The 24,344-nt window shown below is 40.2% G+C and carries 24 protein-coding genes and 1 pseudogene; 20 read left to right on the top strand and 5 right to left on the bottom strand.

What is annotated here, in order from left to right:
* The 14 genes and pseudogenes from V7783_RS12080 to V7783_RS12015 all read left to right on the top strand — a co-directional run.
* A pseudogene (locus tag V7783_RS12080) lies at window positions 1–188 on the top strand (hypothetical protein); the annotation flags it as partial.
* A gap of 14 nt (window positions 189–202) precedes the next feature.
* Window positions 203–2,335: a hypothetical protein gene (locus V7783_RS12075; RefSeq protein WP_335678913.1), complete on the top strand. Its 2,133-nt coding sequence runs from the start codon at window positions 203–205 to the stop codon at window positions 2,333–2,335.
* A 3-nt stretch (window positions 2,336–2,338) separates the two neighbouring features.
* Window positions 2,339–3,286 (top strand): hypothetical protein, encoded by a 948-nt coding sequence (locus V7783_RS12070; RefSeq protein ID WP_335678912.1) that lies wholly within the window; start codon window positions 2,339–2,341, stop codon window positions 3,284–3,286.
* Window positions 3,286–3,609: a hypothetical protein gene (locus V7783_RS12065; RefSeq protein WP_335678911.1), complete on the top strand. Its 324-nt coding sequence runs from the start codon at window positions 3,286–3,288 to the stop codon at window positions 3,607–3,609. Before V7783_RS12070 ends, V7783_RS12065 begins: the two co-directional genes overlap by 1 nt.
* Window positions 3,606–5,441: a hypothetical protein gene (locus tag V7783_RS12060; protein WP_335678910.1), complete on the top strand. Its 1,836-nt coding sequence runs from the start codon at window positions 3,606–3,608 to the stop codon at window positions 5,439–5,441. The genes V7783_RS12065 and V7783_RS12060 overlap by 4 nt, the downstream gene beginning before the upstream one ends.
* On the top strand, window positions 5,434–5,658 hold the full coding sequence (locus tag V7783_RS12055; protein WP_335678909.1) for a hypothetical protein: 225 nt from the start codon (window positions 5,434–5,436) through the stop codon (window positions 5,656–5,658). Before V7783_RS12060 ends, V7783_RS12055 begins: the two co-directional genes overlap by 8 nt.
* 76 nt (window positions 5,659–5,734) lie before the next feature.
* The gene (locus tag V7783_RS12050; RefSeq protein WP_335678908.1) at window positions 5,735–5,911 is read left to right on the top strand and encodes a hypothetical protein; all 177 of its coding nucleotides are present in this window, start codon (window positions 5,735–5,737) and stop codon (window positions 5,909–5,911) included.
* Window positions 5,911–6,483 carry a hypothetical protein gene (locus V7783_RS12045; RefSeq protein WP_335678907.1) on the top strand — a complete coding sequence of 191 codons (573 nt, stop codon included), beginning with the start codon at window positions 5,911–5,913 and terminating at the stop codon, window positions 6,481–6,483. Before V7783_RS12050 ends, V7783_RS12045 begins: the two co-directional genes overlap by 1 nt.
* Window positions 6,484–6,542: 59 nt before the next feature.
* Window positions 6,543–6,812 (top strand): hypothetical protein, encoded by a 270-nt coding sequence (locus V7783_RS12040; protein ID WP_335678906.1) that lies wholly within the window; start codon window positions 6,543–6,545, stop codon window positions 6,810–6,812.
* 662 nt (window positions 6,813–7,474) lie between these two features.
* The gene (locus V7783_RS12035) at window positions 7,475–8,854 is read left to right on the top strand and encodes an MATE family efflux transporter (RefSeq protein ID WP_335678905.1); all 1,380 of its coding nucleotides are present in this window, start codon (window positions 7,475–7,477) and stop codon (window positions 8,852–8,854) included.
* Complete coding sequence (gene uvrB, locus V7783_RS12030) at window positions 8,851–10,851, top strand: excinuclease ABC subunit UvrB (RefSeq protein WP_335678904.1); 2,001 nt, start codon at window positions 8,851–8,853, stop codon at window positions 10,849–10,851. Before V7783_RS12035 ends, uvrB begins: the two co-directional genes overlap by 4 nt.
* Window positions 10,844–11,779 (top strand): class I SAM-dependent methyltransferase, encoded by a 936-nt coding sequence (locus tag V7783_RS12025; RefSeq protein WP_335678903.1) that lies wholly within the window; start codon window positions 10,844–10,846, stop codon window positions 11,777–11,779. Before uvrB ends, V7783_RS12025 begins: the two co-directional genes overlap by 8 nt.
* The gene (locus V7783_RS12020) at window positions 11,780–12,445 is read left to right on the top strand and encodes a tRNA (adenine(22)-N(1))-methyltransferase (protein ID WP_335678902.1); all 666 of its coding nucleotides are present in this window, start codon (window positions 11,780–11,782) and stop codon (window positions 12,443–12,445) included. It begins immediately after the preceding gene.
* An 87-nt stretch (window positions 12,446–12,532) separates the two neighbouring features.
* The gene (locus V7783_RS12015) at window positions 12,533–13,552 is read left to right on the top strand and encodes a hypothetical protein (RefSeq protein ID WP_335678901.1); all 1,020 of its coding nucleotides are present in this window, start codon (window positions 12,533–12,535) and stop codon (window positions 13,550–13,552) included.
* 12 nt (window positions 13,553–13,564) lie between these two features.
* Here the strand turns inward: V7783_RS12015 and V7783_RS12010 are convergent, their stop codons facing one another.
* On the bottom strand, window positions 13,565–13,807 hold the full coding sequence (locus tag V7783_RS12010; RefSeq protein WP_064668407.1) for a hypothetical protein: 243 nt from the start codon (window positions 13,805–13,807) through the stop codon (window positions 13,565–13,567).
* Window positions 13,808–14,007: 200 nt separating this feature from the next.
* Here V7783_RS12010 and V7783_RS12005 point away from each other — a divergent pair, with 200 nt between their 5' ends.
* Complete coding sequence (locus V7783_RS12005) at window positions 14,008–14,457, top strand: methyltransferase family protein (protein ID WP_335678900.1); 450 nt, start codon at window positions 14,008–14,010, stop codon at window positions 14,455–14,457.
* 60 nt (window positions 14,458–14,517) lie between these two features.
* Here the strand turns inward: V7783_RS12005 and queC are convergent, their stop codons facing one another.
* Entirely contained in the window at window positions 14,518–15,174 is a 657-nt protein-coding gene (queC, locus tag V7783_RS12000; protein WP_335678899.1) for a 7-cyano-7-deazaguanine synthase QueC, read from the bottom strand.
* A gap of 171 nt (window positions 15,175–15,345) precedes the next feature.
* On the opposite strand from queC, the gene queE reads away from it, so the two are divergent.
* From queE to V7783_RS11985, 3 genes are all read left to right on the top strand, one after another.
* The gene (gene queE, locus V7783_RS11995) at window positions 15,346–16,011 is read left to right on the top strand and encodes a 7-carboxy-7-deazaguanine synthase QueE (RefSeq protein ID WP_335678898.1); all 666 of its coding nucleotides are present in this window, start codon (window positions 15,346–15,348) and stop codon (window positions 16,009–16,011) included.
* A gap of 161 nt (window positions 16,012–16,172) precedes the next feature.
* A complete protein-coding gene (locus tag V7783_RS11990) occupies window positions 16,173–16,916 on the top strand; it encodes a class I SAM-dependent DNA methyltransferase (RefSeq protein WP_335678897.1) in 744 nt (247 codons plus the stop codon).
* Window positions 16,917–17,251: 335 nt separating this feature from the next.
* Complete coding sequence (locus tag V7783_RS11985) at window positions 17,252–17,518, top strand: hypothetical protein (protein WP_335678896.1); 267 nt, start codon at window positions 17,252–17,254, stop codon at window positions 17,516–17,518.
* Between the two features lie 235 nt (window positions 17,519–17,753).
* Here the strand turns inward: V7783_RS11985 and bcp are convergent, their stop codons facing one another.
* Window positions 17,754–18,233, bottom strand: a complete 480-nt coding sequence (gene bcp, locus V7783_RS11980) for a thioredoxin-dependent thiol peroxidase (protein ID WP_335678895.1) — start codon at window positions 18,231–18,233, stop codon at window positions 17,754–17,756.
* 10 nt (window positions 18,234–18,243) lie between these two features.
* Window positions 18,244–18,777, bottom strand: coding sequence for a glycine cleavage system protein R (locus V7783_RS11975; RefSeq protein ID WP_064668400.1), 534 nt, complete (start codon window positions 18,775–18,777; stop codon window positions 18,244–18,246).
* Window positions 18,778–19,129: 352 nt separating this feature from the next.
* On the opposite strand from V7783_RS11975, the gene bamC reads away from it, so the two are divergent.
* Window positions 19,130–20,191, top strand: coding sequence for an outer membrane protein assembly factor BamC (gene bamC, locus V7783_RS11970; RefSeq protein ID WP_335678894.1), 1,062 nt, complete (start codon window positions 19,130–19,132; stop codon window positions 20,189–20,191).
* A gap of 67 nt (window positions 20,192–20,258) precedes the next feature.
* The gene (locus V7783_RS11965; RefSeq protein ID WP_335678893.1) at window positions 20,259–21,677 is read left to right on the top strand and encodes a YjiH family protein; all 1,419 of its coding nucleotides are present in this window, start codon (window positions 20,259–20,261) and stop codon (window positions 21,675–21,677) included.
* A 64-nt stretch (window positions 21,678–21,741) separates the two neighbouring features.
* Here V7783_RS11965 and V7783_RS11960 read toward each other — a convergent pair whose 3' ends face one another.
* Window positions 21,742–24,111 (bottom strand): EAL domain-containing protein, encoded by a 2,370-nt coding sequence (locus V7783_RS11960; protein ID WP_335678892.1) that lies wholly within the window; start codon window positions 24,109–24,111, stop codon window positions 21,742–21,744.
* Window positions 24,112–24,344: the final 233 nt, after the last annotated feature.

Here is a 24,344-nt window from a genome sequence, read left to right as displayed (position 1 = left end):
TATTTACACCATTGCATGAGCATGCACAAACAACCCTTACAGCGTTTGAAATAACCATACGCGGCACTGTGTTTAATGTGGTGTGGGACCACAGCCAAAAAGCCGTAGAAGCCGTGCCGCATACGCATTTTGCAGATGCCGCCCCAGCACACTTTCAAAACATTAATTTACGTTTAAAAACGGTTTAACTTAGGAATAAACGATGCTTAGAACCGATTTAAAAATATTCAAACCACAGCGTATTGGCAACGAGCCACACGCAGGCGGCCACCGCACCAGTAACGCGATTGTTAGCGGTAAATTAAACGATGTGTTTAGTTCAATCAGTGACATTGACCATGCCCGATCATCATTTGATCTCGTTAAATTATATCCTGCGCTTAGCACAGACGATTCAAGCCGCCTGCAAGACGCGCATATATTTCTAAGCGACCAACCTGATGACCCATTAGTCAATGTTTTACTAGTTGAAGCTCAAAACCTAAAAGACACAGACACAGTGGCGGAAATGCTGCCTTATTTGTCATTAGCTAGCACCAAGTACCACGGTACTAGTTTATTAACTGCGCCAGTTGATGCGCAAGGGCAAGAGCTTCGAGTCGAGTCTGCAAGTCGCTCTTTAACACCGAGTATTCAAACGATTACTCAAGCATTAAATTTAAGCCCTGATAGTGAAGTTGGATTTAGAAGCACTCGGGTGCTTAGTTACGGTGATATAACAGAAATAAACATTGAAGTACCTGATTTATTGATTGAGTCCCCGGTATTTAATGCTAGCTATCAAAGCTATAAGTTAACCACCGAATTGTATTTTCCACCGTGGGGTGCAGCCTATGAACGTCAAGTATATAAAGTTGTCACTATTGATTTAAAGCAGTCAGATCTAACTATTACTGGGAATACTATTTCAGTTACGCTTCCTAGATTTTCAGCAGTAACAAAAGACCAATATTTTACCCTGAATTATTTTAGTAAAGACGACTTTAGATTTCATTCTTTTACTAGCAGCCCAACAATTACGTTAGCAGCGGGTGAGAGTGTTCTACCCGGTTATTGTCGCCTTAAAAAAGTAGGTGAAACGTCTATTTACAAAGCCGATGCGCAAGGTCGTTTTATTGCAAATGGCTACGTATTTGCAACTATTGACTATGAAACTGGTGTAATTACAGATATAGATGGCGCTGACTTCAACGGCTCTGTTGAAGATAATTTGGGCGCTACAATCATCAAAGGTGATAGAAAAACCCGTTCTAAACAATGGCAATTACCTAACAGCTCGTTTGCAAGAGACTCGCTTTATATCACTTATACAACAACGGATGGCACAACATTTAGTGCATCAAGTGATTTGAGCGGCGCTATAAGTGGCACGAATGCGACTGGTGAAGTGAGTGCAACGGGTTACGTTGATATAACGTTTACGGTTGATGTTCGTCCTGATTCAATTCGTTACGATTACAACGAAGTTTCTCAAGTGACTGTACCCGCACCAGAGGGCGGTTTTGATACATCAAAATTACCGGGCGGTGGCACTGTAGCAATTTTTCATACGTTTAACCCTGTTAGTGTGCAAAACCGTGAGCGTACAGCGGCTGCAACGCTTGCAAGCGGCCAAACAATTACAGTTTTAGTTGACGCTGATTTTATCGATATTGTAGACAGCACCGGTGCAAGTTGCTGGTCTGTAACTGATGACAATTACAGCTATGATGCAGTAACGGGTGACATCACAATAAACGCGGGAATAAGCGCATTTTCACCGCCGTTTATTATCACTGCAATACAATCAGAATTAGCGCTAATTGACGCAATCGACAGCAACACATTAAGCCTACTAACACCGTTAAACCGCGCTTATCCCGCAGGCGCAACGGTTAGCAGTGTGCAAGTGCTTGGTGACTTTCAAGCGCAAACAAAAGACGAGCGCACATTAGCCGCGTGGCAAAACAATTTTGGTGATTTTGGCGCGGGTGCATCAAGCGCTATCAATACAACACAATACCCAATTGAGCTTACAAATATTGGTGCAATAGCGCAGCGCTGGGCCATCGTGTTTACATCAACCACAGCGTACAACGTGATTGGCGAGTTTGTTGGCAGCATATACAGCGGCGATACGCTAAACGACTGCGCGCCGATTAATTCATTCGCAGGCGCACCGTATTTTATATTACGTAAAGAGGCATTTGGTGCAGGACTAAACCCCGGTGAAGCATTCTTGTTTGAAACCTTAGCCGCCAGTAAACCAACCATAGTTACGCGCTCAGTATCACCCGGGCATTCTGAAATAGTACGTGACAATTCAACTTTAAGTTTTCGTGGGAATAAGGATTAAATTATGACTTTACCAGTAACAATGTACCGCTGGGATGATGATGGTGCGCCGCAAGTAGTTGATGGCAAACCAAGCGAATATATGAATGTATTAAAAAAATGCTTAGTTGAAGGTTATGGTACGAAAACAGGGCTTGGTTGGAGTGTTGAAGATGAAATAGCAAGTCCGCCTTTACTAACATTAAGAAATGATAATAATGTAGGTAGCGGAGGATACGCTGTATTTAGTGCAAACAATGATAATGCGCGTGAAAATATTAGAGTTGAAGGGTGTCAGGATTATGTTAATAGAGATAACCGAGGGAGAAGGAGTTCATATTTTGAATTTTATAGTTATTCGACTGGTATAAATCTTAACAGTAAATGGTTTTTAATAGGCACAGGTAAAGCTTTCTATTTATTTCTGACTTGTGAAGGTGCTTATAATGTTAATTATACTGGAACACGACCAGCCGCTTCATTTTTCATGGGGGATTTTAATTCACTATACCCAAATGACCCAGCTACATTTATTTCTTTATCCGGTTCTATTAATAGTCAACAAACTAGCTATACAACGACTTTGCATTACAAAATATCAGATAGTAGTACAGAACGCCTAACTATTGTTCATCCGTTGGATGGATCTGATTCACCGTATGATGCTTCACTAATTAGTTTAGGTGATAGGCTTTATGTTGCTGGTAGACACTCAGATGCTTCATCAATAACTGTTTTTTCTCCAATATATTTGTTGATGGGTGATGGCAATTTGGATGTATCTAGTAATTATCAAAATCAAACTATTCCTTACAGCAGAGGTTTGCTGCCCGGAGCTATGTTAGCAAATAGTCCCGGTTACAACTCTGACCCGATGCCAGTCATTAAAGTTATTGATAATATCCAATATTATTTAATTCCGAGCGGTAGTAGTCATACCGGTTGCGTATGGATTAACTTGGAGCAATGGTGATGCATTATCCTAATATTAAACACTTATCACCGTCTATAAATTTGGTTTCATTTTTAGAATTTAATTTAGATGGCGCAGCTGAACGGTTGCAAATATTTAATAGAAAAGACGGGAAGATGCTATCCCATCGGAAAATTTATGGTTCTAGCCTAGGTGTTTTTCTTCCTGTTTCTTATTCATCAGAAAGCACTCTTATGTGTGTGATGCTTGATGATAACAATGAGTTTAACGCAGCTATTATAGATAATGTGCAACCAATTGCAGTTGATCTAATTAGCTTCGATCCAAACAATCCATTACCATACGAGCCGCCAGTAGCATGATTGAACTACGTTTTATTAATCCATATCAGGTTAATAAATCGCCGCTACAACTAAGCAATCAAAATGACATGGATGTCATTGGCAATGATACCGCGTTGGTGATGCGATTTACTAAACCGCATGTAATAAATACATCACCACTGATTATGCGCTTTGGTGATGACACTGGGCCAGTTGATCCAACGTTACCGTTTTTGCAAGCGAATATTGGTATCGAGTTGGATTTAAGCTGGTTAAACCCGCCATTAATCACGCAAGGCAAAGCGTTAGCATGGCAAACAGAGTCAGTTAAAACCGAGTTTGAAACTGCTTTTAGCAACGCTAAATTAGTCCCTATCGCATTTAGTTTTGACTGGCAAACCATTGCATTAATCACAGCACAAAATAGCGTTACATGGGGCAACAGCGGCTATGTATCAAACGTTATTCAAATGCCTTATAAAATCATCACAGCAATTGAATATAACGAAAAGGATTTTAACTGGTTAACTCAGTTAGATTTTGAGCAAACTGAGCTTAAAGCGCTTTGGAATAGCTCTGAATTACTCAAAACAGCTCGCGAACTACATTGGCATGTAAAGCCACTTTTAGAGTCAAGTGAGCTGGTAATACACTACGGTGAAACTGATAAAGAATACATTTGTTATTGGCGTAACCATCCGTTTAAAGGCTATGTCAATTTAGAGTTCACAGAGCCAGCAGCGGTACACAATGGCCGCTTAGTCATGCGCTTTAACAACCCCGACAAAGTTTGCTATTGGGGCTTACCGGGCGGCTTAGTGCGCGGTGATGATGACGTACCAACCATTGATCGTAAAATCCCCATAGAACCCCAAATTAGGAATACATACATCATGCAGCCAACCATTAATTGTGTGCGTGTTTCAGATGATTTAAAAATACTAATCAACAGCGTTAATTACTCTGTATCTCGCGGCCAATTTAGCGCAACAGCTAATATTAAATTTTGCTCACGCATCGACTTTGAGCGCGCTCTGGGCCACGAGCTTAAAATCTCGCTAAATGGCTATGACTTTTATGTCATTTGTGAGCAGCCAAGCACTAGCAACCGTTTTGCAAATGCTAGCTATAGCGCAAGTTGTCGCAGTCGTTTTGCGTTACTATCTAACCCTTACGCAAGGGCTACAAACTACGCTAATCCAACCGCTAAAACATTAGCGGGGATCATGTCTGACATACTCGTTAATACGGGTTGGTCACTCGATAATAAAATGATTGATTATCCAATCCCAACAGGCGCATTTACTTATACGAATTTAACCCCAGCTGCGGCACTGTTAAGTGTGGCTAAATCAGTTGGCGCAATACTCGATATTAACGACGCAACTAAAACTGTCTCAGTAGTACCAGCATGGCCCGTTATGCCATGGGACACAGCCAATGCAATATGTGATGTGATCCTTAACGATTCAATCATACTTGAGCACAGCACTAGCCAAACCATCAACCAAGAGCATAACGCGGTATTTGTGCGAGGTGAACAGCAAGGCGTAGCGTGTAAAATCAAACGTGCGGGTACACTTGGCGATCAGTTTGCCAATGATGTCGTAGACACACTAATCACCCACAACCAAGCTGCTCGCCAGCGCGGAACGTGTGAGCTGGCTAACAGCGGTAACAAGCAAAATACAACGATCAGAACCAAGCTTTTAGACGACTTACCACCAATTCGCCCAGGTATGTTAGTTGGTATCACTTACACAGATTCAGTATTTAAAGCCACCTGCGACAGCATGACAATTAACGCCAGTATCAGCGACCAAGGCGCTATTACAGTTAGCCAAACAATACAGGTGATCAGCAATGTCTAACACACTAAATCGACTAGGCTCAGTACTTGATAAAACCCAGCGCACCATAGCAACAATAGTCACAGTTAACACAAACGGCACAACGCTAGTCGAATACAGCGACAGCAGCCAAAGCATTGTACTAGGTGATAGCGTTCAAACAGGCGCGGTATACGTAGAGAATGGCAGAATTGTTGGTTCAGCACCTCTACTACCTTTTACTGAAATTGAAGTGTAAATTTGCGAGGTTGTTGTAAAAATAGAAACGCTGGTGTAGATTTTGCGCGCGTATTTAATAATAAAGGAGTTTAAATATGAAAATAGATAATTCAATCAATCTATCTAATCTAAAAGAACTAAACCAGAACAATAAACTACAGCAAAAAACAGCTTTGGATCCGAAGATGGATTTTGCCGCAGTCCTAGAGTCAGAACAAAAACTGATGAATGGCGGCGGTGGGCATCCAGTCAAAGATAAAAAACCTCAATAATGGAGCTGCCAACTATTGGTGTGATTTTAAGTTATTCATTCAATAAACTTGAGTTAATCGCTTTTATAGTTGCGTTTGTATTGGCGTTCTATCGGAAACCAAAAAGTTATTCTATTGCTATTTCAGCGGGAGTTATGTCTGCTGGATTGGCATTAGGTGATTACCTGCATAGCAATGTATTAAGCCTGTTAGTTATTGATGACCAAATTTACTATTGGTACTTAGTATGGGCAGTCTTCTCGCTTTTTCAGGCTTTTGCGGTAATAGGTTTTCATTGGTTATTCGGTGTAATGTTTAACGAACTGGTTAAACTGGTGTTTATTACTATGGCCATAAACGCATTTTTAAACACTTTAATGTTTATTGATCGCAACATTATGGGATTGAATCTTAGTGGTAGGCCAAATGAATACAGTGACGATAGTTGGTTACTTTGGGATGTTTACAGCATAGGGATTAACGCAAATCTTTTGTTTCTTGCACTAGCGTTGCTATCCCGAGGCGAGTTGAAAGGTAAGTTAGTATGGATGTTCTTATTGTATTGTTGTTGCTTTGCGGCATTGTCGCTTTAGGCGTTTTTTCTTATCGTTTCTATATGTTAGAGGCTATGGTAAAAATACCCGAGAGGCATTTGCAAAAAATTACTGATGAATCGTTATCAGAGTTATGCAGTTTATTAAGTCAAGAAGGTGTGCCAAAGGAGATTGTAGATTTAGTACGTAATCGTAAGCTAGCGAGCCGTACGTCCCATTTAAAGCACTTTACTAATAACCCTCACGGTGAGTTCATTGAGTTGATTAGAGGTGCTGAGGAGCTCATAGACAGGCAATATGAGACAGGTGAAGACCTATCACAACCTATCTCTGCACTTCTCAAGTTAGCAAAGACCACCACCGAATAAAAAAGCAGCGAAAGCTGCTTTTTTATTGTCCGCCTTTTATCGCCTAGCCCCGCGCGGCGTATATGATAAAAAAAGGTTTATCATTTTAACCCGTGTTAATTATCAGTTTAGGTCGGCGGCTACATGTTTGAGTCAAATTATCTAAAGTTAGTATTTGCCAACATTGATACTAGGGTGTTTAAGTCGCCCCTTTGTAGGCCTTTATTAACGTGGCTTTGCAAGAGTTATCCACGGTTTCTGTGGATAACTCTGTTCATGAAACTTTAAGAACGTTGGCAGAGCCATGTTTTTAGGGTGCTGTGAGGATATCAAGCATTTAAAACAGTTTTTTTATCTTATTTTAAAACAACAACTTGTAAATTTAAGCTGAAAGGAGCGCGGTTGATAAGTAAATTTATTCGTGACGATTCGATTAACGCAAATTTTGTGTAAAAATGCAGCGCCAGCCGCGATGTTTTTGTGATAAAGGTTATAAAAATGTATTTTTATTGTTTTTAGTAGAGGTTCGAAGTGAAATTGTCACTAAGCACCTAAAAAGAACAGTTTTCTATTCTTTTTTAGGTGTTTTTATCAGCAATTTATAATCACTTGATAAATGCGTGGCTTGCAAAGCCTCGATGCTTTAAAATAGCACGCTTAATAAAAGAGGTTTATTTATTCCCATGCGCGTAACTTTGCAGACTAACACAGCTCCCGATTTATTAAACGATCCCATCGTGCCAACACTGAAGAAAATGACGATCCCGATGATTTTTGGGATGATCACTTTAATGATGTTTAATATTGTCGATACATTTTTTATTAGTTTGCTCGGCACTGAACCCTTGGCCGCGGTTAGCTTTACCTTTCCCGTTACTTTTACCGTGATAAGCCTTGCAATTGGTTTGGGCATTGGCACCTCTGCGGTAATTGCTAAAGCGCTTGGCAGTAATAATATTGAAGAGGCACGCTTTGACGCCAGTATGGCATTATTAATTGCTGTAGTAATGGTGGTGTGTTTATCTTTATTTGGGTATCTACTTATCGCTCCCATTTTTAAATTACTAGGCGCAGGGGATGCTGTTTTACCGTTGATCCACGATTACATGAGCGTGTGGTTTTTAGGCAGTGTTTTTTTAATAACGCCGATGGTGGGAAATTCTGTATTGCGTGCCAGTGGTGACACTACAACACCCAGCATAGTGATGGGTGGGGCAGGGCTTATTAATGCTGTGCTCGATCCGATATTAATTTTTGGCTTTGGGCCTATTCCTGCGCTGGGTATTCAAGGCGCAGCAATTGCCAGCGTTATTGCGTGGGCGGTTGCGGTGATTATTATTTTATATTTATTAGCAGTTAAAAAAGGCTTATTAAGCTTAAAAGCAAATAGCCAAACACCATTAAGTTCTATTCGTAAAATATTAAAAATAGGTTTACCTGCGGCAGGTGCAAATATGCTAACGCCGGTTGCTATGGCGGTCATGACTGCCATGGTTGCGTATCATGGTCCTGAAGCGGTGGCGGCGTTTGGTGTGGGCAGTCGAATTGAATCAATTGCCAGTCTTGTGGTATTAGCGTTATCGATGACATTACCGCCGTTTATTAGCCAAAATTTCGGTGCAGGTAAACTTTGCCGTGTTAAAGACGCGTATACAACTACATTAAAGTTTGTGATGATTTGGCAGTTTGTTATTTATTTACTGCTGATTGCATTGTCAGGTGTGATCAGCCAGCTGTTTGGTAAAGAACAATTGGTCATTGATGTGATCACCTTATTTATATTTACCTTACCTTTGAGTTACGGTTTACAAGGCGTGATTATTTTAACTAACTCATCGTTTAATGCCTTACATAAACCTATGAACGCGTTAATTCTAAGTGTGATCCGACTATTTATTTTTTATGTACCATTTGCCTACATTGGTAATTTATACGCTGGTTTACCTGGCTTACTGATTGGCGCTGCCTTGGGTAATTTATTTACTGCTATGGTGGCTTATAAATGGTTTATGAAAGAACTGAATATGATCAGTAACCAAGCTGTACAGGAGTGCCAAGCATGAGCGACCATTTTCAACTGGTGTCTAAATTTAAACCCGCTGGGGATCAACCCACCGCGATTGCACAGCTATGTGAGGGATTAGAAGCCGGGCTTGCTCATCAAACTTTACTCGGTGCTACTGGCACAGGTAAAACGTTTACCATGGCAAATATTATCAATGATTTGAATCGCCCAACGATCATCATGGCGCACAATAAAACCCTTGCAGCACAGCTTTACGGCGAGATGAAAGAGTTTTTCCCGCACAACGCAGTGGAATATTTTGTCTCGTATTATGATTACTATCAGCCAGAAGCGTATGTTGTAGCCAGCGATACCTTTATTGAAAAAGATGCCTCAATCAATGAGCACATAGAGCAGATGCGCTTAAGCGCAACTAAAGCATTGTTAGAGCGCAGAGACACAATTATTGTGGCATCCGTGTCAGCTATTTATGGTTTGGGTGATCCAAAGTCATACATGAAAATGATGTTGTTGCTAAAAGTTGGCGAAAAAATTGACCAACGCGATATGCTGCGCCGCTTAGCTGAGATCCAATACACCCGTAATGACATTGATTTTAGCCGTGGTACTTACCGTGTGCGCGGTGAAGTGGTGGATATCTTTCCTGCAGAGTCAGACACGTTTGCAGTACGAGTGGAAATGTTTGACGATGAAATCGAACGCCTGAGTATTTTTGATCCTCTAACAGGCGCGGTTGAAAAACACATAGTGCGGGCAACTATCTATCCGAAAACTCACTATGTGACTCCCAGAGATAAAATTCTTGATGCGGTTGAGCATATCAAAGCAGAATTAAAAGATCGCCGTGCGCAGTTACTCAGCGCTAATAAATTAGTTGAAGAGCAACGCGTTGCACAGCGAACGCAATACGATATTGAAATGATGACCGAGCTTGGTTATTGCTCAGGCATAGAAAACTACAGCCGTTATTTGTCTGGCCGTACTCCGGGCGATCCGCCGCCAACCTTGCTTGATTATTTACCTGATGATGCATTAATGATTATTGATGAATCTCACGTAACCGTATCGCAAATTGGTGCTATGTATAAAGGCGACCGTAGTCGTAAAGAAAACCTTGTTGAATATGGCTTTCGTATGCCATCAGCGATGGACAATCGGCCGTTGCGCTTTGAAGAGTTTGAAGCAATTGCACCGCAAACAATCTATGTATCAGCAACGCCAGGCGATTTTGAATTGGAGCGTTGTGGTGACGACATTGCTGAGCAAGTTATTCGTCCAACGGGGCTGCTCGACCCACAAATTGAAGTACGCCCAGTAGCCACGCAAGTAGATGATTTATTGTCTGAAATTTATAAGCGCGTGGAGCTAGATGAACGTGTATTGGTAACCACATTGACCAAACGCATGGCTGAAGATTTAACCGACTATCTATCTGAGCATGATGTGAAAGTACGTTACTTGCACTCAGACATCGATACCGTTGAGCGGGTTGAAATTATACGGGATTTCCGTGCTGGGGTGTTTGATGTGTTAGTAGGTATTAACTTACTGCGAGAAGGTTTAGATATGCCTGAAGTATCTTTGGTTGCCATACTTGATGCGGATAAAGAAGGTTTTTTACGCTCGGCCCGTGCACTCATTCAAACCATTGGTCGTGCTGCTCGCCACTTAAATGGCAGGGCTATTTTATACGGTGACCGCGTGACTAAATCGATGGCCAAAGCGATTGATGAAACTCAGCGTCGTCGCGATATTCAACATGCTTACAATATTAAGAATGGTCTTGAGCCACAAGCGTTACTGAAAAAGATCACCGACATTATGGATGTGGGCGAACGTGCTGGGCCGCAAGACAATTTACAGCTGATCCGTAAAGAATCTAAGCAAGTGTTGAGTGCCAAAGAGATTGCAGTGCAAATTAAACAGCTCGAAACCAAAATGCATGCGTATGCGAGTGATTTAGAGTTTGAAAAAGCCGCCTCAGTACGCGATGAGATCCATGAATTACAACAACAGTTAATTAAAAATGCATAAATTTACGCCCCTTATTAATGCACTTGAAAGTGCGCCCTTAGCAGACAATGAACTTTGTCGTGTGTTTCATGGCCGTGGCCACAGTGTTGAGCAGTTAAGTCATTTAAATATCGACTTTTATCCACCGTGCTTATTTGTTGTCTGTTATGAGGAAATTCCCGCGAGTGAATTACAGCAGCTTAGTCAGTTACTGTGGGAATGGTCACAAACACATGCCGTTGATACTGTTACCTCGTTGGTTTTTCAACAGCGTGCAGGGCTGCAAACAGAAAATACTTTGCTATATGGTCAATTGCCTAGTCCTCATGTAGTAAATGAAGGGCAGTGTCAGTTTTTAGTTGATTTAATGAGCCGTCAAAATACCGGTATATTCCCTGATATGCGCCGTGGCCGAGAGTTTGTTCAAGCTCATAGCAAACACGCTAAAGTATTGAATTTGTTTTCATATACTTGTGGTTTTTCGGTTGCTGCGCTGCATGGCGGTGCAGATAGCGTGATCAATATGGATATGAATAAAGGGGTACTGCGCACCGGTAAACAAAATCATCAACTAAATGGTTTTGACCGTGGTGTGAGCTTTTTACCGCACGATATTTTAAAGTCGTTTGGTAAGCTTAAAAAAGCTGCGCCATTTGATGTCATTATTGTTGATCCGCCAAGTTTTCAAAAGGGTAGTTTCATATTAACTAAAGATTATCAAAAGGTACTGCGCCGCTTACCTGAATTGCTCAACGACAATACCCAGCTATTGTTGTGTGCAAATAGCCCTGAGTTAAGTGAAGCCGCATTTAAAGCATTGATTGCTGAGCATACCCAAGGTGCGATTGAATTTGTAGAACGTCTAGCGCCAACAGCTGGTTTTATTGAGATAGACAGTGATAGAAGTTTAAAAGCATTGATCTATAAAACGGCTCAAGATGCATGTTAAATGAAGCTAAGTAGTCGTCTTAGCACCATCGATAGTTTGATCAACGCGCCGTATGATGTCATTTGGGATTGTTGTTGTGATCATGGTCAGCTTGGTATGGCACTTCTGAAGCGTGGTGCTGCCACGCAAATAAATTTTGTCGATATAGTGCCTGCGTTAATGGATGAACTTAAAAACACGCTCATACGCTTTAGTGACCAGCAAGCAGCAGCTTGCCAATGGCAAGTACTGTGTCAAGACGTAGCCACCATTGAGCTGTCATCATCTGCTAAGCAGCTGATTATTATCGCCGGAGTCGGCGGAGAATTACTGCTTAGGTTAGTACAACAGATCATCGCTAATTGCCCAGTAAAGCTTCGTGAACAACTCAGTTTTATTGTGTGTCCAGTGCATCATACCTATGCCTTACGACAAGGTTTACAGTCGTTAGGTTTAGGTCTTATCAAAGAGCAGTTGGTGCAAGAAAACAACCGCTTTTACGAAGTGATTCAAGTAAATTTTAATAGCCAACAACCATTAACTGCTACCGGTTCTGAAATCTGGCAACATACACAGGCGCAGCGATATCTTCATCAATTGCTAGCCCATTACACGCGAATGTTAAATAAAGACCGTGGCTATTTTCAGCAAGTACTCGATGATTATCAAAAAATAGTGATAAATTAAACGCAGCACTGTGATCTATCGACTAGCGTTCCAGCGTAAATAACTCATCTTCAGTGCTTCGCGTTAGCGAGTTTACTTGGTTTAGTTATGTCAAATAAAAACAACCACTTTGCAGCAGTCAAATATACTCATAATGAACTGCTATATAATTGTGAGCAGCCAATCGCTTATGCACCCATCGTGCAATTGAGTAACGCAAGCTGGGTAGTACCGCAACATTTTTTACGTTATCAACATACCCTTGAAAGCGTGAACAAAACGCTTGATAATATTGAGTTTTCAACTCACTTTCGAGTGCTCGCTGCAAAGCAGAATGAGCAAATTTATTTACAAGTGGCCATTCTTAGTCCAGATAATTACCGTAGCACCAAGGCAAAAAAGTTATTATTTGGTCGGCGCTGGTTTGTGGAAGAAAACTTACCCACCTCAGAATTGATACAAACCGCTTTTTTAGCGCTAAAAATAGCCCGTGAACACGAGGTGAGAGAACTATTTCAACTCGAAAGTGAGCACGGTAGCAGCACGCCGTTTAATAACCACCATGATTTACCTTTATTAGCACAAAACCCGCAATTAACTAAAGTTGCTGATAATCAGCCGCAAAGCATCAAAAAAAAGCTTGCTAGATGTTCATTTGCGCAAGCCTCAATTACTTTAATTGCACAACAAAAAATAACGGATGAGCAGATGCTTTATACATTGCGGCTCAATTGCCTTGATTGCCAGTTAAGCGAGTTTAACGAAAAAACAGTGACTTTTTTAGCCGCTGATGCATCTGAAAATACTTTTTTACATGCTTTAATGAGCGCGTTGATAGCGAACAGCAATGACTACGTGAGTGAGCAGTTTAAGTATGCAGGCTATGCCCGTTTTAGTAAAAAAATCTGCGCTGAGCAAATTGGGACATTGAGTATTGTGTTGCGTTCGCAACAGGCTTTGCAATTATGTGCACTTGGCAAGCAACATGCTTCGCAGCTAAATTTTGAGATTGATAGTAGCCGTGCACCACAAGGTTGTGGGCAAGCGATAAGCGGTTTTTTAGCCGCTCACGGCATTGAAAAGCCTGAAAATGCGCACCTATATACAGATTATTTACAAGCATTATGAAGAGATTGCTATTTACAGCTTATTGATCTCTTGTTTTACACTGTAACTCTGATCAGTAACGATGGCTTCTAGCGTTTGTACTCGCTCTTTTAGTGCCAACATTTCTGCTGTTACTGCCGCAATTTGGTTATTTGATTCTTTATTGTCAGTGAGAGTGCGGTGCTTGAATTCTAAATGTTTTTTATACATATCGTACATTACCCCAAACCCAACAGAGATAAATACGATCATCACTACCATCGTTGTTCCAGACATTTTATTCCCTTATCCATTTCAGTTAATGATTAAAGTATAACCAAAATACCTGATTGATGAAGCTGACAATTGTAACTTTATTTGTCTCAATATTAGGCTTGGCAAAATATTCATTAGTGATACAGTGTGATGAGTGTTTAATAAGATCATCTTAATATGTGTTTATAAAAAATTAAATACAACAATGACAGTGAGTTAGTATGCTAAATAATAAAATCCCTCCGATTATAGTGGTACTGTTTTTTGCTATCGTTATGGCAGTTATTGCTCACTATAGCGTAATTGATTTTACCGCTTTTATTTTTTATGCCGCGATCATTTTACTCTCTACAGGCTGTGTATTTTGTATCGCTGGGGTGGTTAGTTTTCGCTTAGCAAACACAACCGTTAATCCAAGAAAACCAGAGCAAGCGTCAGAGTTAGTGACAACTGGTATCTATAAAATCTCCCGTAACCCGATGTATGTAGGTTTTGCTTTTATACTTGCAGCCTGGGGTGTGTGGTTAGCATCATTGTGGGCGCTGTTGTGCGTAATTGCCTTTATTGGTTATTTAACCTGGTTTCAAATTATTCCCGAAGAGCGGGAGCTACAGAAGATATTTGGCAAAGTCTATAGTGATTATAAATTACAGGTAAAACGTTGGTTGTGAATGGCCTGTGATCAGCAGTAGTAACAAAAAAGGCTATCGAGATGATAGCCTTTTTAGTGTTTATTCGTATTCGATAGGGTCGGTTATGTTATTCAGGCTAAACGCTTCCAAGCGTTCTTGGCAAGCACCACACTTACCACAGGCTTTTTCACGGCCGTTATAACAGGTCCAAGTTTGGCTATAATCTAAGCCCATTTTGATACCATCAGTTAAGATATCAATTTTCGTATCATTTAAATATGGGCTGAAAATTTCCACTGCATCGTAATTCGCAATACGGCAAACATCATCCATTTTTTGAACGAACTCAGGGCGACAATCAGGGTAAATAGCATGATCACCAGAATGTGCGCCGTAATAAACTTGGCTAGCTTTGAGTGAAACCGCATAACCTACCGCCAATGATAGTAAAATCATATTGCGATTAGGCACGATTGTGCTTTTCATATTTTCAGCTTCGTAATGGCCTTCAGGCACATCAATATCATCGGTTAATGATGAGCCACCGATCAATTGATTGATCGCAGAAATATCAACGATTTTATGTGATACACCGAGCTTTCCACAGACACTCGCTGCAACTTTAAGCTCTTTTACATGACGCTGACCATAGTCAAATGACAGGGCATACACTTCATGGCCTTGTTGCAGGGCTTTATTTAATACGGTAAATGAGTCCATACCGCCGGAATAAATCACAACTACTTTTTGCGTCATAACTGTTTTGCTCTTAGTTTTAATAGAGGTTTATATCAGGGCGCGATATACTACACGGCTGGAGCATAAATAACAATTTTTGACCGCGATTTTTGATTTTTCAAATCGGCTTTCTTGATGCACATAATGAATGATGCTCATAATTAATGCCAAGTAGTAAGTGAGATACTTTTGTACAAAATTAATGAAATATTTGAAACCATTCAAGGCGAAGCGAGCTTTACCGGCACGCCTTCAATATTTTTACGTTTACAAGGCTGCCCAGTAGGCTGTGCTTGGTGTGATACAAAGCAAACGTGGGAAGTGGATGATGTGTATAAAGTATCACTGGATGACACGGTAGAAAAAAAGGCAGATTCAGATCATTGGGCTGACGCATCCGCAGAGCAAGTGCTTAACTTGTTTGTTGACCGTGCTTATCGCGCAAAGCATGTGGTGATCACCGGTGGTGAGCCTTGCATGTACGATTTAAACCCTGTTTGTGAACTACTCCATGCCAATGGCTACACCACGCAAATAGAAACCAGTGGCACCTTTGAAATTTTAGCGCCAGCGCAAACTTGGGTCACGGTATCGCCAAAAATCAATATGCGCGGTGGTTACGAAGTACTTACTTCTGCCATGCAACGTGCTGATGAGATCAAGCACCCAATCGCCATGCAAAAACACGTTGAGGAGCTTGAAGCGTTGTTCGCTAAAACAGGTGTAAGCCCTAAACTTGTTTACCTACAACCAATTAGCCAAAAAGTATCTGCAACTAAGCTGGCAATTGAAACGTGTATCGAGAAAAACTGGCGCTTATCAGTGCAAGTCCATAAGTATTTAGGGATAAACTAAAGCCGCGGGCGGTAAGCTTTAAGTTAATGTTTACAATAAACGTTGGGTTAAGTGAAACGAAACCCAACAAATCTCTTTTCGTTCAATCAGCTTCGTTAATGGTGATAATTAGTTTATTATGCGCGCCTTAACGTACCCTCCTACAAATGATTAGGCCTAATATGTCCGCGAACGCGCTATACACCGACCTTTCTGATTATTATGACTTAATGTGCGCAGATATAGATTATCAAGCGCAAAGTAATTGTATTCGCAGACTTCACCAAATTTTCGGGAATAACACAAATACGCACCTTGATTTAGCGTGCGGAACAGGCCCACATGTACGTCATTTTATCGATTATGGTTATCAATGTAGTGGGCTGGACATAAATCAACCTATGCTAGATAGAGCGGCCATTCGTTGCCCAGAAGCACAATTTTCGCTGCAAAATATGAGCGAGTTTGTGGTCCCTAAGCAACTAGATTTAATTACCTGCTTCTTGTATTCAATCCATTACTGCGATGGTATTGCTAAATTATCAGACTGCATTGCGAGCGTGCACAAAGCATTAAAAGCTGGTGGTGTATTTTGCTTTAATGTCGTTGATAAAAACCACATAGATAACAGCTCATTTGTTGAACATAACGCTGAAAGTGAAAATAGCGTATTCACATTTCGCTCTGGTTGGCATTACAGCGGCAGTGGCGAAAAGCAGTCATTAAAGCTCAGTATAAATAAAGCAACAGCAGACGAGTCATTCATATGGCACGACGAGCACCCAATGGTCGCTGTTAGTATTATCCAGCTAAAAGAACTCTTAAAACCTTATTTTGAAGTAAATGTGTTTGAACATGACTACGAAAGAATAACCCCATGGGCTGAAAAATCTGGCAATGTGATTTTTGCGTGTGTAAAAATTTAAACTTACTTGTTGGGTTAATAATATAGAAAAACCGTAATTAACGATGCACTATTTAAGGAAAAAGCCCTTTTTCCTTAAATAAGCCACTCAAACACCTGTAATACCTTCCAAAATGCCAATTGAAACAACAGTAAATCTTTTTTATATTTCATTTGAAATAGAAGTAACCGATTGAATCAAAATAGGAACTCGGCTATGGTTGATGCATCAATAAAAATAAATTAAAAACGGGTTATTTTAAAGGCTCATTAGCGCTTTCAAGGAGTATGATAATCGAATCAATGTATATTTATATAATTATAGCTTTCATAGTTATTTGGTTTATAGAACATAGAGTGAACTTATCTAGTTCCCACAAAGCATTAATAGAAGATGGGGAGAGGGTTATAGTTAATACAACCATACTATCTCGTTGCTATGGCTTTTCATCGAAAGTGGTTATTAAATCAGATATTACAAAAGTTCAAATTGCTGATAGTTGTATTAGCTTATTTACTCAAAGCGGTCATGCGATAGATATTTGGTTGCCAAAACAGACATGTAACAATATTGTGAATTTGGCCCAACAATATTTTAGAAATGCTAGTTTTGTAAAAGTGTAAGGTTATATAAGGTGAAGTCCAGAGACTACAGATAGATATGGCACGTTCAGGTTATAAATAGATTCATAATAGCGTGACTTAATATCACGAGTCCTGCGTCCATTAGGTTCTGTGAATGCCAATTGAGACAAATTGACGGATGTTATTTTTTATACAGCTAACAAAAAAGCGTTGCCCAGTGGCAACGCTTTTGTATGTTTTTACAGTTTACAGTTTACAGTTTACAGTTTACAGCTTAATCTTTAGTCAAATAATCCAAAACCACTTGGTGATGATCTTTGGTTTTGAATTTATCGAAAAAGTGCTTAATTGTGCCGTCTTGGCCGATTAGAAAACTCAAACGATGAATTCCGTCGTACTCTTTTCCCATAAACTTTTTGTGGCCCCATACCCCAAATGCTTCAGCTATGGCGTGGTCTTCGTCTGAAAGCAGGTCAAAGTTAAGATCTTTTTTTGTTTCAAAGTTCTTTAATTTTTTTACTGGATCAGGGCTGATACCAACTACACGCGTATTAAGCTGAGCTAATACGTCTTTTTCGTCGCGGAGGTTTTCAGCTTGCACTGTGCAACCAGGGGTAGAGGCTTTAGGGTAAAAGTAGACTAAAACTTGTTGTTGTTTTAAAAGATCAGCAAGGACAATGGTTTCGCCATCTTGGTTTTGTAAACTAAAAGCGGGGGCTTTATCGCCAGCTTGTAATGGATTAATGGTGTTCATGCTTTGCTCCTTAGCGAATGCGTCGAAATATATAATCGACATTAAGAGTACGTGAAAGGTCTTCAAATTGGACTTTAAAGCTGTCTATGTCAACCTCTACTGGAATGTTAAACTCCAGTTCACAGCGCATTTTGGTGTCTGCATCTTCGTCATAGGTGTCTGATTTTAAAGAACAGATACTGATATGTTTGTCGGCAAAAAAGCGGGTAACTTTACTTAACGTGCCTGGGGTGTCGATGCCTGTGTATTCAAGGGTGTAACCAGCACAAAATTCACTTTGAGTATGACTGGCTGTACGTTTCATCATAGTAAGTAAACCCAGTTCCATACCTTTGAGAGGCAAGGTGTGCTCAATGCGGCTAATTGCTGACATATCGCCCGATAGCAACATAATAAAGGTAAATTCATTGCCTAAGATGGCAATACGGCTATCAATTATATTGCAGTGACAATCACTGACCAATTGGGTTAATTCACTGACAATACCGGGGCGATCATCGCCAATAGCAGTTAAAACGATCTGATGATTTGAAAAAGTAGTCATGAATTCAAGTACCTAGGTTATATTATTAATAACATTCAGAGTGAACTAAGCCGGCAATTACTACCACACGGCGGCGAAGTTTAACACAAAACAATCGCTAAACTACAGAGCAAGCTAATTAAGCTGTTATTAAAGCACGGTGTTTCTTGTTTTTAGTGGCATGGGAAAGTACCATAGTTAAAATTTTGCATATCGACTGGCTAGCATCACTGTTAAGCCGCGCCCCAAAATAACGGGTTTTGCATAAAAACAAGATACGTAAAGTTAATATTGACTTTACACTGAACCAAATCGGCATAACCCACTCATATATTTGTTAAAACAATTAAGGGTATGCTAAGGAGAATTATCTGTGCAGTATTGGATCCCAAAAGCGCTTGCTGTAAGCGTGTTGGTTAGCTTGTCTGGATGTGGTGTGTTTACTGACGAAGCACATCATAAACGTAATTACCGTGCCGGTGAGCCGGTACAAGTGCCTGGGCAATTGGCGCAGCCAGCACAAGATCCTATCTATAAGATGGAAGTGGCTGAGTATAATAATAATCCTGATTCAACGAACTACCGTCCGCCAGCGCAAGTACTAACGGTTGCGAAAGGCAGTTGGGTTGAAGAAGGTGATAAGCAAGCTCGTGTTTATTTTGATAAAAACGATGGTATTGCCGATTTAGATGAATTTATTTGGGACTCAGTTCAAGCTGTGTTAGCTGAACATCAAACTAAACCAGTCAAACAAGATAAGTTACTAGGTTCGATAGAAACTGATTGGTATGCCATCATCAAACCAGAAGAGGGTTGGTTATGGGATAGTGAAGATGAGATTTCTCAGCAACGCTTTATTTTTTCTATTGAAGAAAAATCGCATCAGCGAACAGCTTCGTTAAGTGCTAAGTTAGCTGAATACGACAGTAAAGATGTGCCTCTGACACCTGTTTTACAACAGCAGTTAGAAGTGCGTGCACTAAACCAAGTTGTTGCTGAATTTGATTATCGCTATCGTCAACTTGAAGTTGAAATACGTAAACAACAAGGCATTATTTCATTGGAAATGGGCTTTGATAATAAAGGTAATGCGGCCTTAGTGACTGAGCAGGATTACTTTGTAATTTTTGACCGCTTCTCAGGATTCTTAGAGCGTTTATCGTTTACGATTGTTGAAATTGACCAAGAACGTGGTTTGATCACTGCTGATTACAATAAACCAGAATCAAGTGTATGGGATTCAATTTGGGGTGAAGATTTAGCTGAACTGCCAATTGAAGACGGTCAATATCAAATATTAGTCAGCCGTACCAAAGATGGCAGTACGAGCTTGACCTGGATGGATGATGAGGGCACAACCTTAGAACCGGGTACAATGAATGATTTACAACAAGCACTGGAAAATGCTTTGCGTCAACGCGGTATTAAAATTTAATAATAAATAATAATAACACCACAAAAAGAGCTTTTGCTCTTTTTGTGGTTTCTACAGGTTGAAAACAATGTCTAATCTCACTTCCTCTGCTGAGCAGTTTGACTTAAAGGTATGGTTAACTTTTATCATTCCGTCACTGATCGGCGTATTCTTGTTCATGACTCCAGTACCAATGGATGGAGCAATGACTATTCCTATTGCTGTTATGGCTAAAGCCGTAAAAGCAGCGGTTGCATCCTATATTGATTTGTTGATCACCGTTATTATTTGTACCACAGGTGTTTTGTCTTTAGTGATGAAACTATTTAAACCAGCGCTATTAATGAAATCCGCTATTTTAAAGCACCTATTTGATGTGCACTGGCTATGGGTTGTGATCCGCTTATTTGGTATGGCGTTTATTATTCTGACCGTTTTAAGTTTTAATAACCCGGATATAACCTCTGCACTCCCTGCGTCGCTACAGCCTATTTTTACCGGTATTACTTCAGAAAATACTGGTGGCTTAGTATTAAAAGATTTACTGCCAGTGTTATTTTCAGTGTTTATTTTAGCGGGTCTGTTACTGCCTTTACTGCTGAATTTTGGTTTACTTGAATTAGTGGGAACATTTTTAACAAAAGTGATGCGTCCGCTGTTTGGTGTACCAGGGCGAAGTGCCGTTGATTGTGCTACATCATGGTTAGGTGATGGCAGCGTGGGTATTTTAATGACTGCACGCCAGTACGAAGAAAAGCACTATACCCAGCGTGAAGCAGCGATTATTGGTACTACTTTTTCTGCCGTTTCAATTACGTTTTGTTTAGTGGTATTAGGGCAAGTAGGACTGGAAAAGTTATTTGCCCCGTTTTATTTAACGGTGTGCTTAGCTGGTGTTGTTGCTGCCTTGATTGTGCCGCGTATTCCGCCATTGAGCTTTAAAAAAGATGTGTATATTGATGGCAGCGAACCTGATCCTCATAAAGAGCGTGTGCCGCATGGCAAAAACATACTCACTCATGCTTTGCATGTAGCACTTAATAAAGCTAAACATTCTCCGGGCTTTGCAGGTACCTTGAAAGAAGGTATTCACAACGCATTAGATATGGTGTTTGCGGTATTACCAATTGTGATGGCAGTGGGCACGTTTGCATTAGTTATTGCTGAATATACGCCAATATTTGCTTACTTAGGCAAACCTTTCATTCCATTTTTAGAGTTATTACAAATCCCTGAAGCTGAAGCCGCTGCGCAAACAATTATGGTTGGCTTTGCCGATATGTTTATTCCCTCAATTTTAGCTGCGGGCACTATTGAAAGTGATGTAACGCGATTTATCATTGCTGCAATGAGTGTAACTCAGTTGATTTATATGTCTGAAGTTGGCGCGCTATTATTGGGCAGTAAAATTCCAGTGAATATTTTTGAGTTGTTCATAATATTCATTCTCAGAACCTTGATCACGCTACCGGTTATTGCCCTGATGGCACACTGGTTAGTTGGTTAGTTGCTAAAGGTAAAGCTTAACGCTAGTTTAAGGCCCTGCACCGCAGGGCTTTTTTATGTAAACGTTAAAGTGGTTGATCAATCAGAAGAATAGCTTGCGCTGCCGGCATTGGTTTGGCTTTTAAGAAACCTTGGCCAAAATCACATTGCGTTTGCTGCAAGATACTTAATTGCTCTTGGGTTTCAATTCCTTCTGCAACCACGTCTAATTTAAGTGATGAAGCGAGTGATAAAATCGCATCAACCAAAGGCGTTGCTTTATCTTTTAGGTGATCAATAAAGCTTTTATCAATTTTTAACACATGAATGGGGAGTTGGTGTAAGTAACCTAAAGAAGAGTAGCCTGTACCAAAATCATCTAAACACAATTTTACTTTTAATGGCGCTAAACCTTCAATTATCTTGGTCGCCAACTCTAAATTTTCGATTAAACCTGATTCTGTGATCTCCAAGCATAACGAGCCTAATTCGAGAGCATATTTATTGTAAATAGCGTGGATCTGCGAGATAAAATCAATACTTGCAAAGTGTCTGGATGAGACATTGACCGTGATCCGTAAAAATCGTTTACCTTGTTGTTGCCAAGCTGCTATTTGTTTTGCGGCAAGTTCTAACAAATGCAAATCAAGATTAATAATTTGCCCAGTGCTTTCTGCAACTGGAATAAAGTCATTCGGCGCTACAAAGCCTTTACTCGGGTGATGCCAGCGTACGAGGGCTTCAAAACCGACCACTTCACAATTTTGGATACCAAAAATAGGTTGAAAATAAAGCTCAAACTCATCGTGCTCAATACCATGTTGTAAATCATTTTCGATGTCAGCATGGCTTTTTAGTTTTTTACGCATAGTATTGTTAAAAAACTTTACTTGTCCACGGCCTGTTGATTTAGCTTCGTACATTGCGGCGTCAGCATGCTGCAACAGTTGATAGGCTTTATCGTTTTCGTTTTCACAAAATGCCACGCCAATACTAGTCGATGCTTGTAATAAATGGCCATCGATATTGAGTGGTGCTTCAAGCGCATTTTTAATTCGTTTTAGGGCATCGTTAACTTGGTTTTTATGGGTAATATTCTCCATAAAAATGGCAAACTCGTCGCCACCAAGTCGTGCAAATGTATCTGTATTACGGATTGTGCCTTGAATTGATTTACATATAGCAATTAAAAAGTGATCGCCCACTTCATGGCCTAAAGAGTCGTTGATGCTTTTAAAACGGTCAAAATCTAAATACAACAGGGCATGATAGCAACCTTTAGGAGTACGAGTGAGTCGTAAGATACCGTGTTTTATCCGGTCAATCAGTAATGAGCGATTTGCAAGGCCTGTTAACTCGTCATGTAAAGCACGGTGCTCAAGTGCTTGGCGAGACAATTGTCGGTCAATCGCCATGCTAATTTGACGACTAACGTAGGTGAGTAGGGCACGGTCATGATCGTTGTAATGATGTGTTTTATCGTAACTTTGTACCACAATTACGCCACTCATATGGTCACTCACTCTAAATGGCACACCCAGCCAAGATTCAGATTGGCGACCCACCATTTTAAAGTGACCAGCTGCAATATGTTGTTGGTATTCTTGCTTATTTAAAAGCAGTGATTGCTCTAAATTTAGCAAATAATAAGAGGCGGTATTTTTTAGTTGTTCTTTGGAGATTTTTTTATGGGCATTCGAGCGTACACCCTCTTCAACAATATAAACAATATCAAGGATATCTATATTTTTATTGTATAAACCGACCAAAAAATTATCAGCACGTAGTAAGTTGGTCATAATAGTGTGCAATGATTCTAAAAAAGCATCTAAATCACTGGCTTGATACGTTAAATTAGCGATTTGTAATAAGGTGCCCTCCAGCTTTTGCGCGTTATTTAATTGACTCACCGTTTGCTGTAAATTTTCAACAGTGTTGACCTGATTTATTTTTGCGCTGAGTAAATGCGCTACCGTCGTCAAAATTTCCAGGTGAGCATCGCTAAAGTAGTTACGAACTGGGTGCTCACAATCGATAACACCTAAAACGTGTTGTTTGTATACTAATGGGACGCACAGTTCAGACATAGCAGGGCGCACATCTGCAATATAGCGGCTATCAGTGCTTACATCGCCGATGATCACAGCTCGACCCGTTGAGGCAACATAGCCTGTTATACCTTGATTAAAAGCAATGGTTTTTTGTTCTATTGCATAGTCACTGTTCGCATGGGATACACCCATTGATGCTACTTCATGCAACACAGTGCCACTGCTATCAGCGATATAAATAACGCAATCAACAAAGCCTAAACGTTTAACTACTTCAGTGGTGACATAGTTGAACAATTCATCGAGTTTATCTAGTTGCAATAAGCTTGATGAAAACTGATTAATAATACTCAGTTGTTCGGTTTTAACATCAAGAGCTGAAGATAAATCTATTTTATTCTGCATATGACACGCGTGAATATACCGTATATTTGTCATTAATATATATCCAGATTAACGGATTGTTAACTTACAAACAAAGAAAAATTAAAAATGTTAGATGCTTAGCTGTAAACGCAAGCGCACGCCAAGCTACTGATGCAGCGATGCATTGAGAATGCTCAACAGTAAAAACCGCAATAAAATCTTTACTCAGCTAGGCCATATGCATATGATCAATTAAATTCAGCCGTGGAAAC

It is taken from the genome of Pseudoalteromonas sp. (assembly GCF_036960685.1).
In the GTDB taxonomy this organism is placed as follows: domain Bacteria; phylum Pseudomonadota; class Gammaproteobacteria; order Enterobacterales; family Alteromonadaceae; genus Pseudoalteromonas.
The sequence above is the reverse complement of the archived record's forward strand: the minus strand, read 5'-3'. Positions and strand labels throughout refer to the sequence as shown.

Excerpts from the sequence above, each read along its gene's own strand:
- V7783_RS11960 (WP_335678892.1), bottom strand. The coding sequence starts at position 24,111 with ATGCAGAATAAAATAGATTTATCTTCAGCTCTTGATGTTAAAACCGAA.
- V7783_RS11975 (WP_064668400.1), bottom strand. The coding sequence starts at position 18,777 with ATGACTACTTTTTCAAATCATCAGATCGTTTTAACTGCTATTGGCGAT.
- queC (WP_335678899.1), bottom strand. The coding sequence starts at position 15,174 with ATGACGCAAAAAGTAGTTGTGATTTATTCCGGCGGTATGGACTCATTT.
- V7783_RS12015 (WP_335678901.1), top strand. The coding sequence starts at position 12,533 with ATGTCAAATAAAAACAACCACTTTGCAGCAGTCAAATATACTCATAAT.
- V7783_RS12065 (WP_335678911.1), top strand. The coding sequence starts at position 3,286 with ATGCATTATCCTAATATTAAACACTTATCACCGTCTATAAATTTGGTT.
- V7783_RS12045 (WP_335678907.1), top strand. The coding sequence starts at position 5,911 with ATGGAGCTGCCAACTATTGGTGTGATTTTAAGTTATTCATTCAATAAA.
- V7783_RS12070 (WP_335678912.1), top strand. The coding sequence starts at position 2,339 with ATGACTTTACCAGTAACAATGTACCGCTGGGATGATGATGGTGCGCCG.
- V7783_RS12035 (WP_335678905.1), top strand. The coding sequence starts at position 7,475 with ATGCGCGTAACTTTGCAGACTAACACAGCTCCCGATTTATTAAACGAT.
- V7783_RS12055 (WP_335678909.1), top strand. The coding sequence starts at position 5,434 with ATGTCTAACACACTAAATCGACTAGGCTCAGTACTTGATAAAACCCAG.
- V7783_RS12075 (WP_335678913.1), top strand. The coding sequence starts at position 203 with ATGCTTAGAACCGATTTAAAAATATTCAAACCACAGCGTATTGGCAAC.
- V7783_RS11965 (WP_335678893.1), top strand. The coding sequence starts at position 20,259 with ATGTCTAATCTCACTTCCTCTGCTGAGCAGTTTGACTTAAAGGTATGG.
- uvrB (WP_335678904.1), top strand. The coding sequence starts at position 8,851 with ATGAGCGACCATTTTCAACTGGTGTCTAAATTTAAACCCGCTGGGGAT.
- V7783_RS11990 (WP_335678897.1), top strand. The coding sequence starts at position 16,173 with ATGTCCGCGAACGCGCTATACACCGACCTTTCTGATTATTATGACTTA.
- bcp (WP_335678895.1), bottom strand. The coding sequence starts at position 18,233 with ATGAACACCATTAATCCATTACAAGCTGGCGATAAAGCCCCCGCTTTT.
- V7783_RS12010 (WP_064668407.1), bottom strand. The coding sequence starts at position 13,807 with ATGTCTGGAACAACGATGGTAGTGATGATCGTATTTATCTCTGTTGGG.
- V7783_RS12060 (WP_335678910.1), top strand. The coding sequence starts at position 3,606 with ATGATTGAACTACGTTTTATTAATCCATATCAGGTTAATAAATCGCCG.
- V7783_RS12020 (WP_335678902.1), top strand. The coding sequence starts at position 11,780 with ATGAAGCTAAGTAGTCGTCTTAGCACCATCGATAGTTTGATCAACGCG.
- V7783_RS12005 (WP_335678900.1), top strand. The coding sequence starts at position 14,008 with ATGCTAAATAATAAAATCCCTCCGATTATAGTGGTACTGTTTTTTGCT.
- V7783_RS12025 (WP_335678903.1), top strand. The coding sequence starts at position 10,844 with ATGCATAAATTTACGCCCCTTATTAATGCACTTGAAAGTGCGCCCTTA.
- V7783_RS12050 (WP_335678908.1), top strand. The coding sequence starts at position 5,735 with ATGAAAATAGATAATTCAATCAATCTATCTAATCTAAAAGAACTAAAC.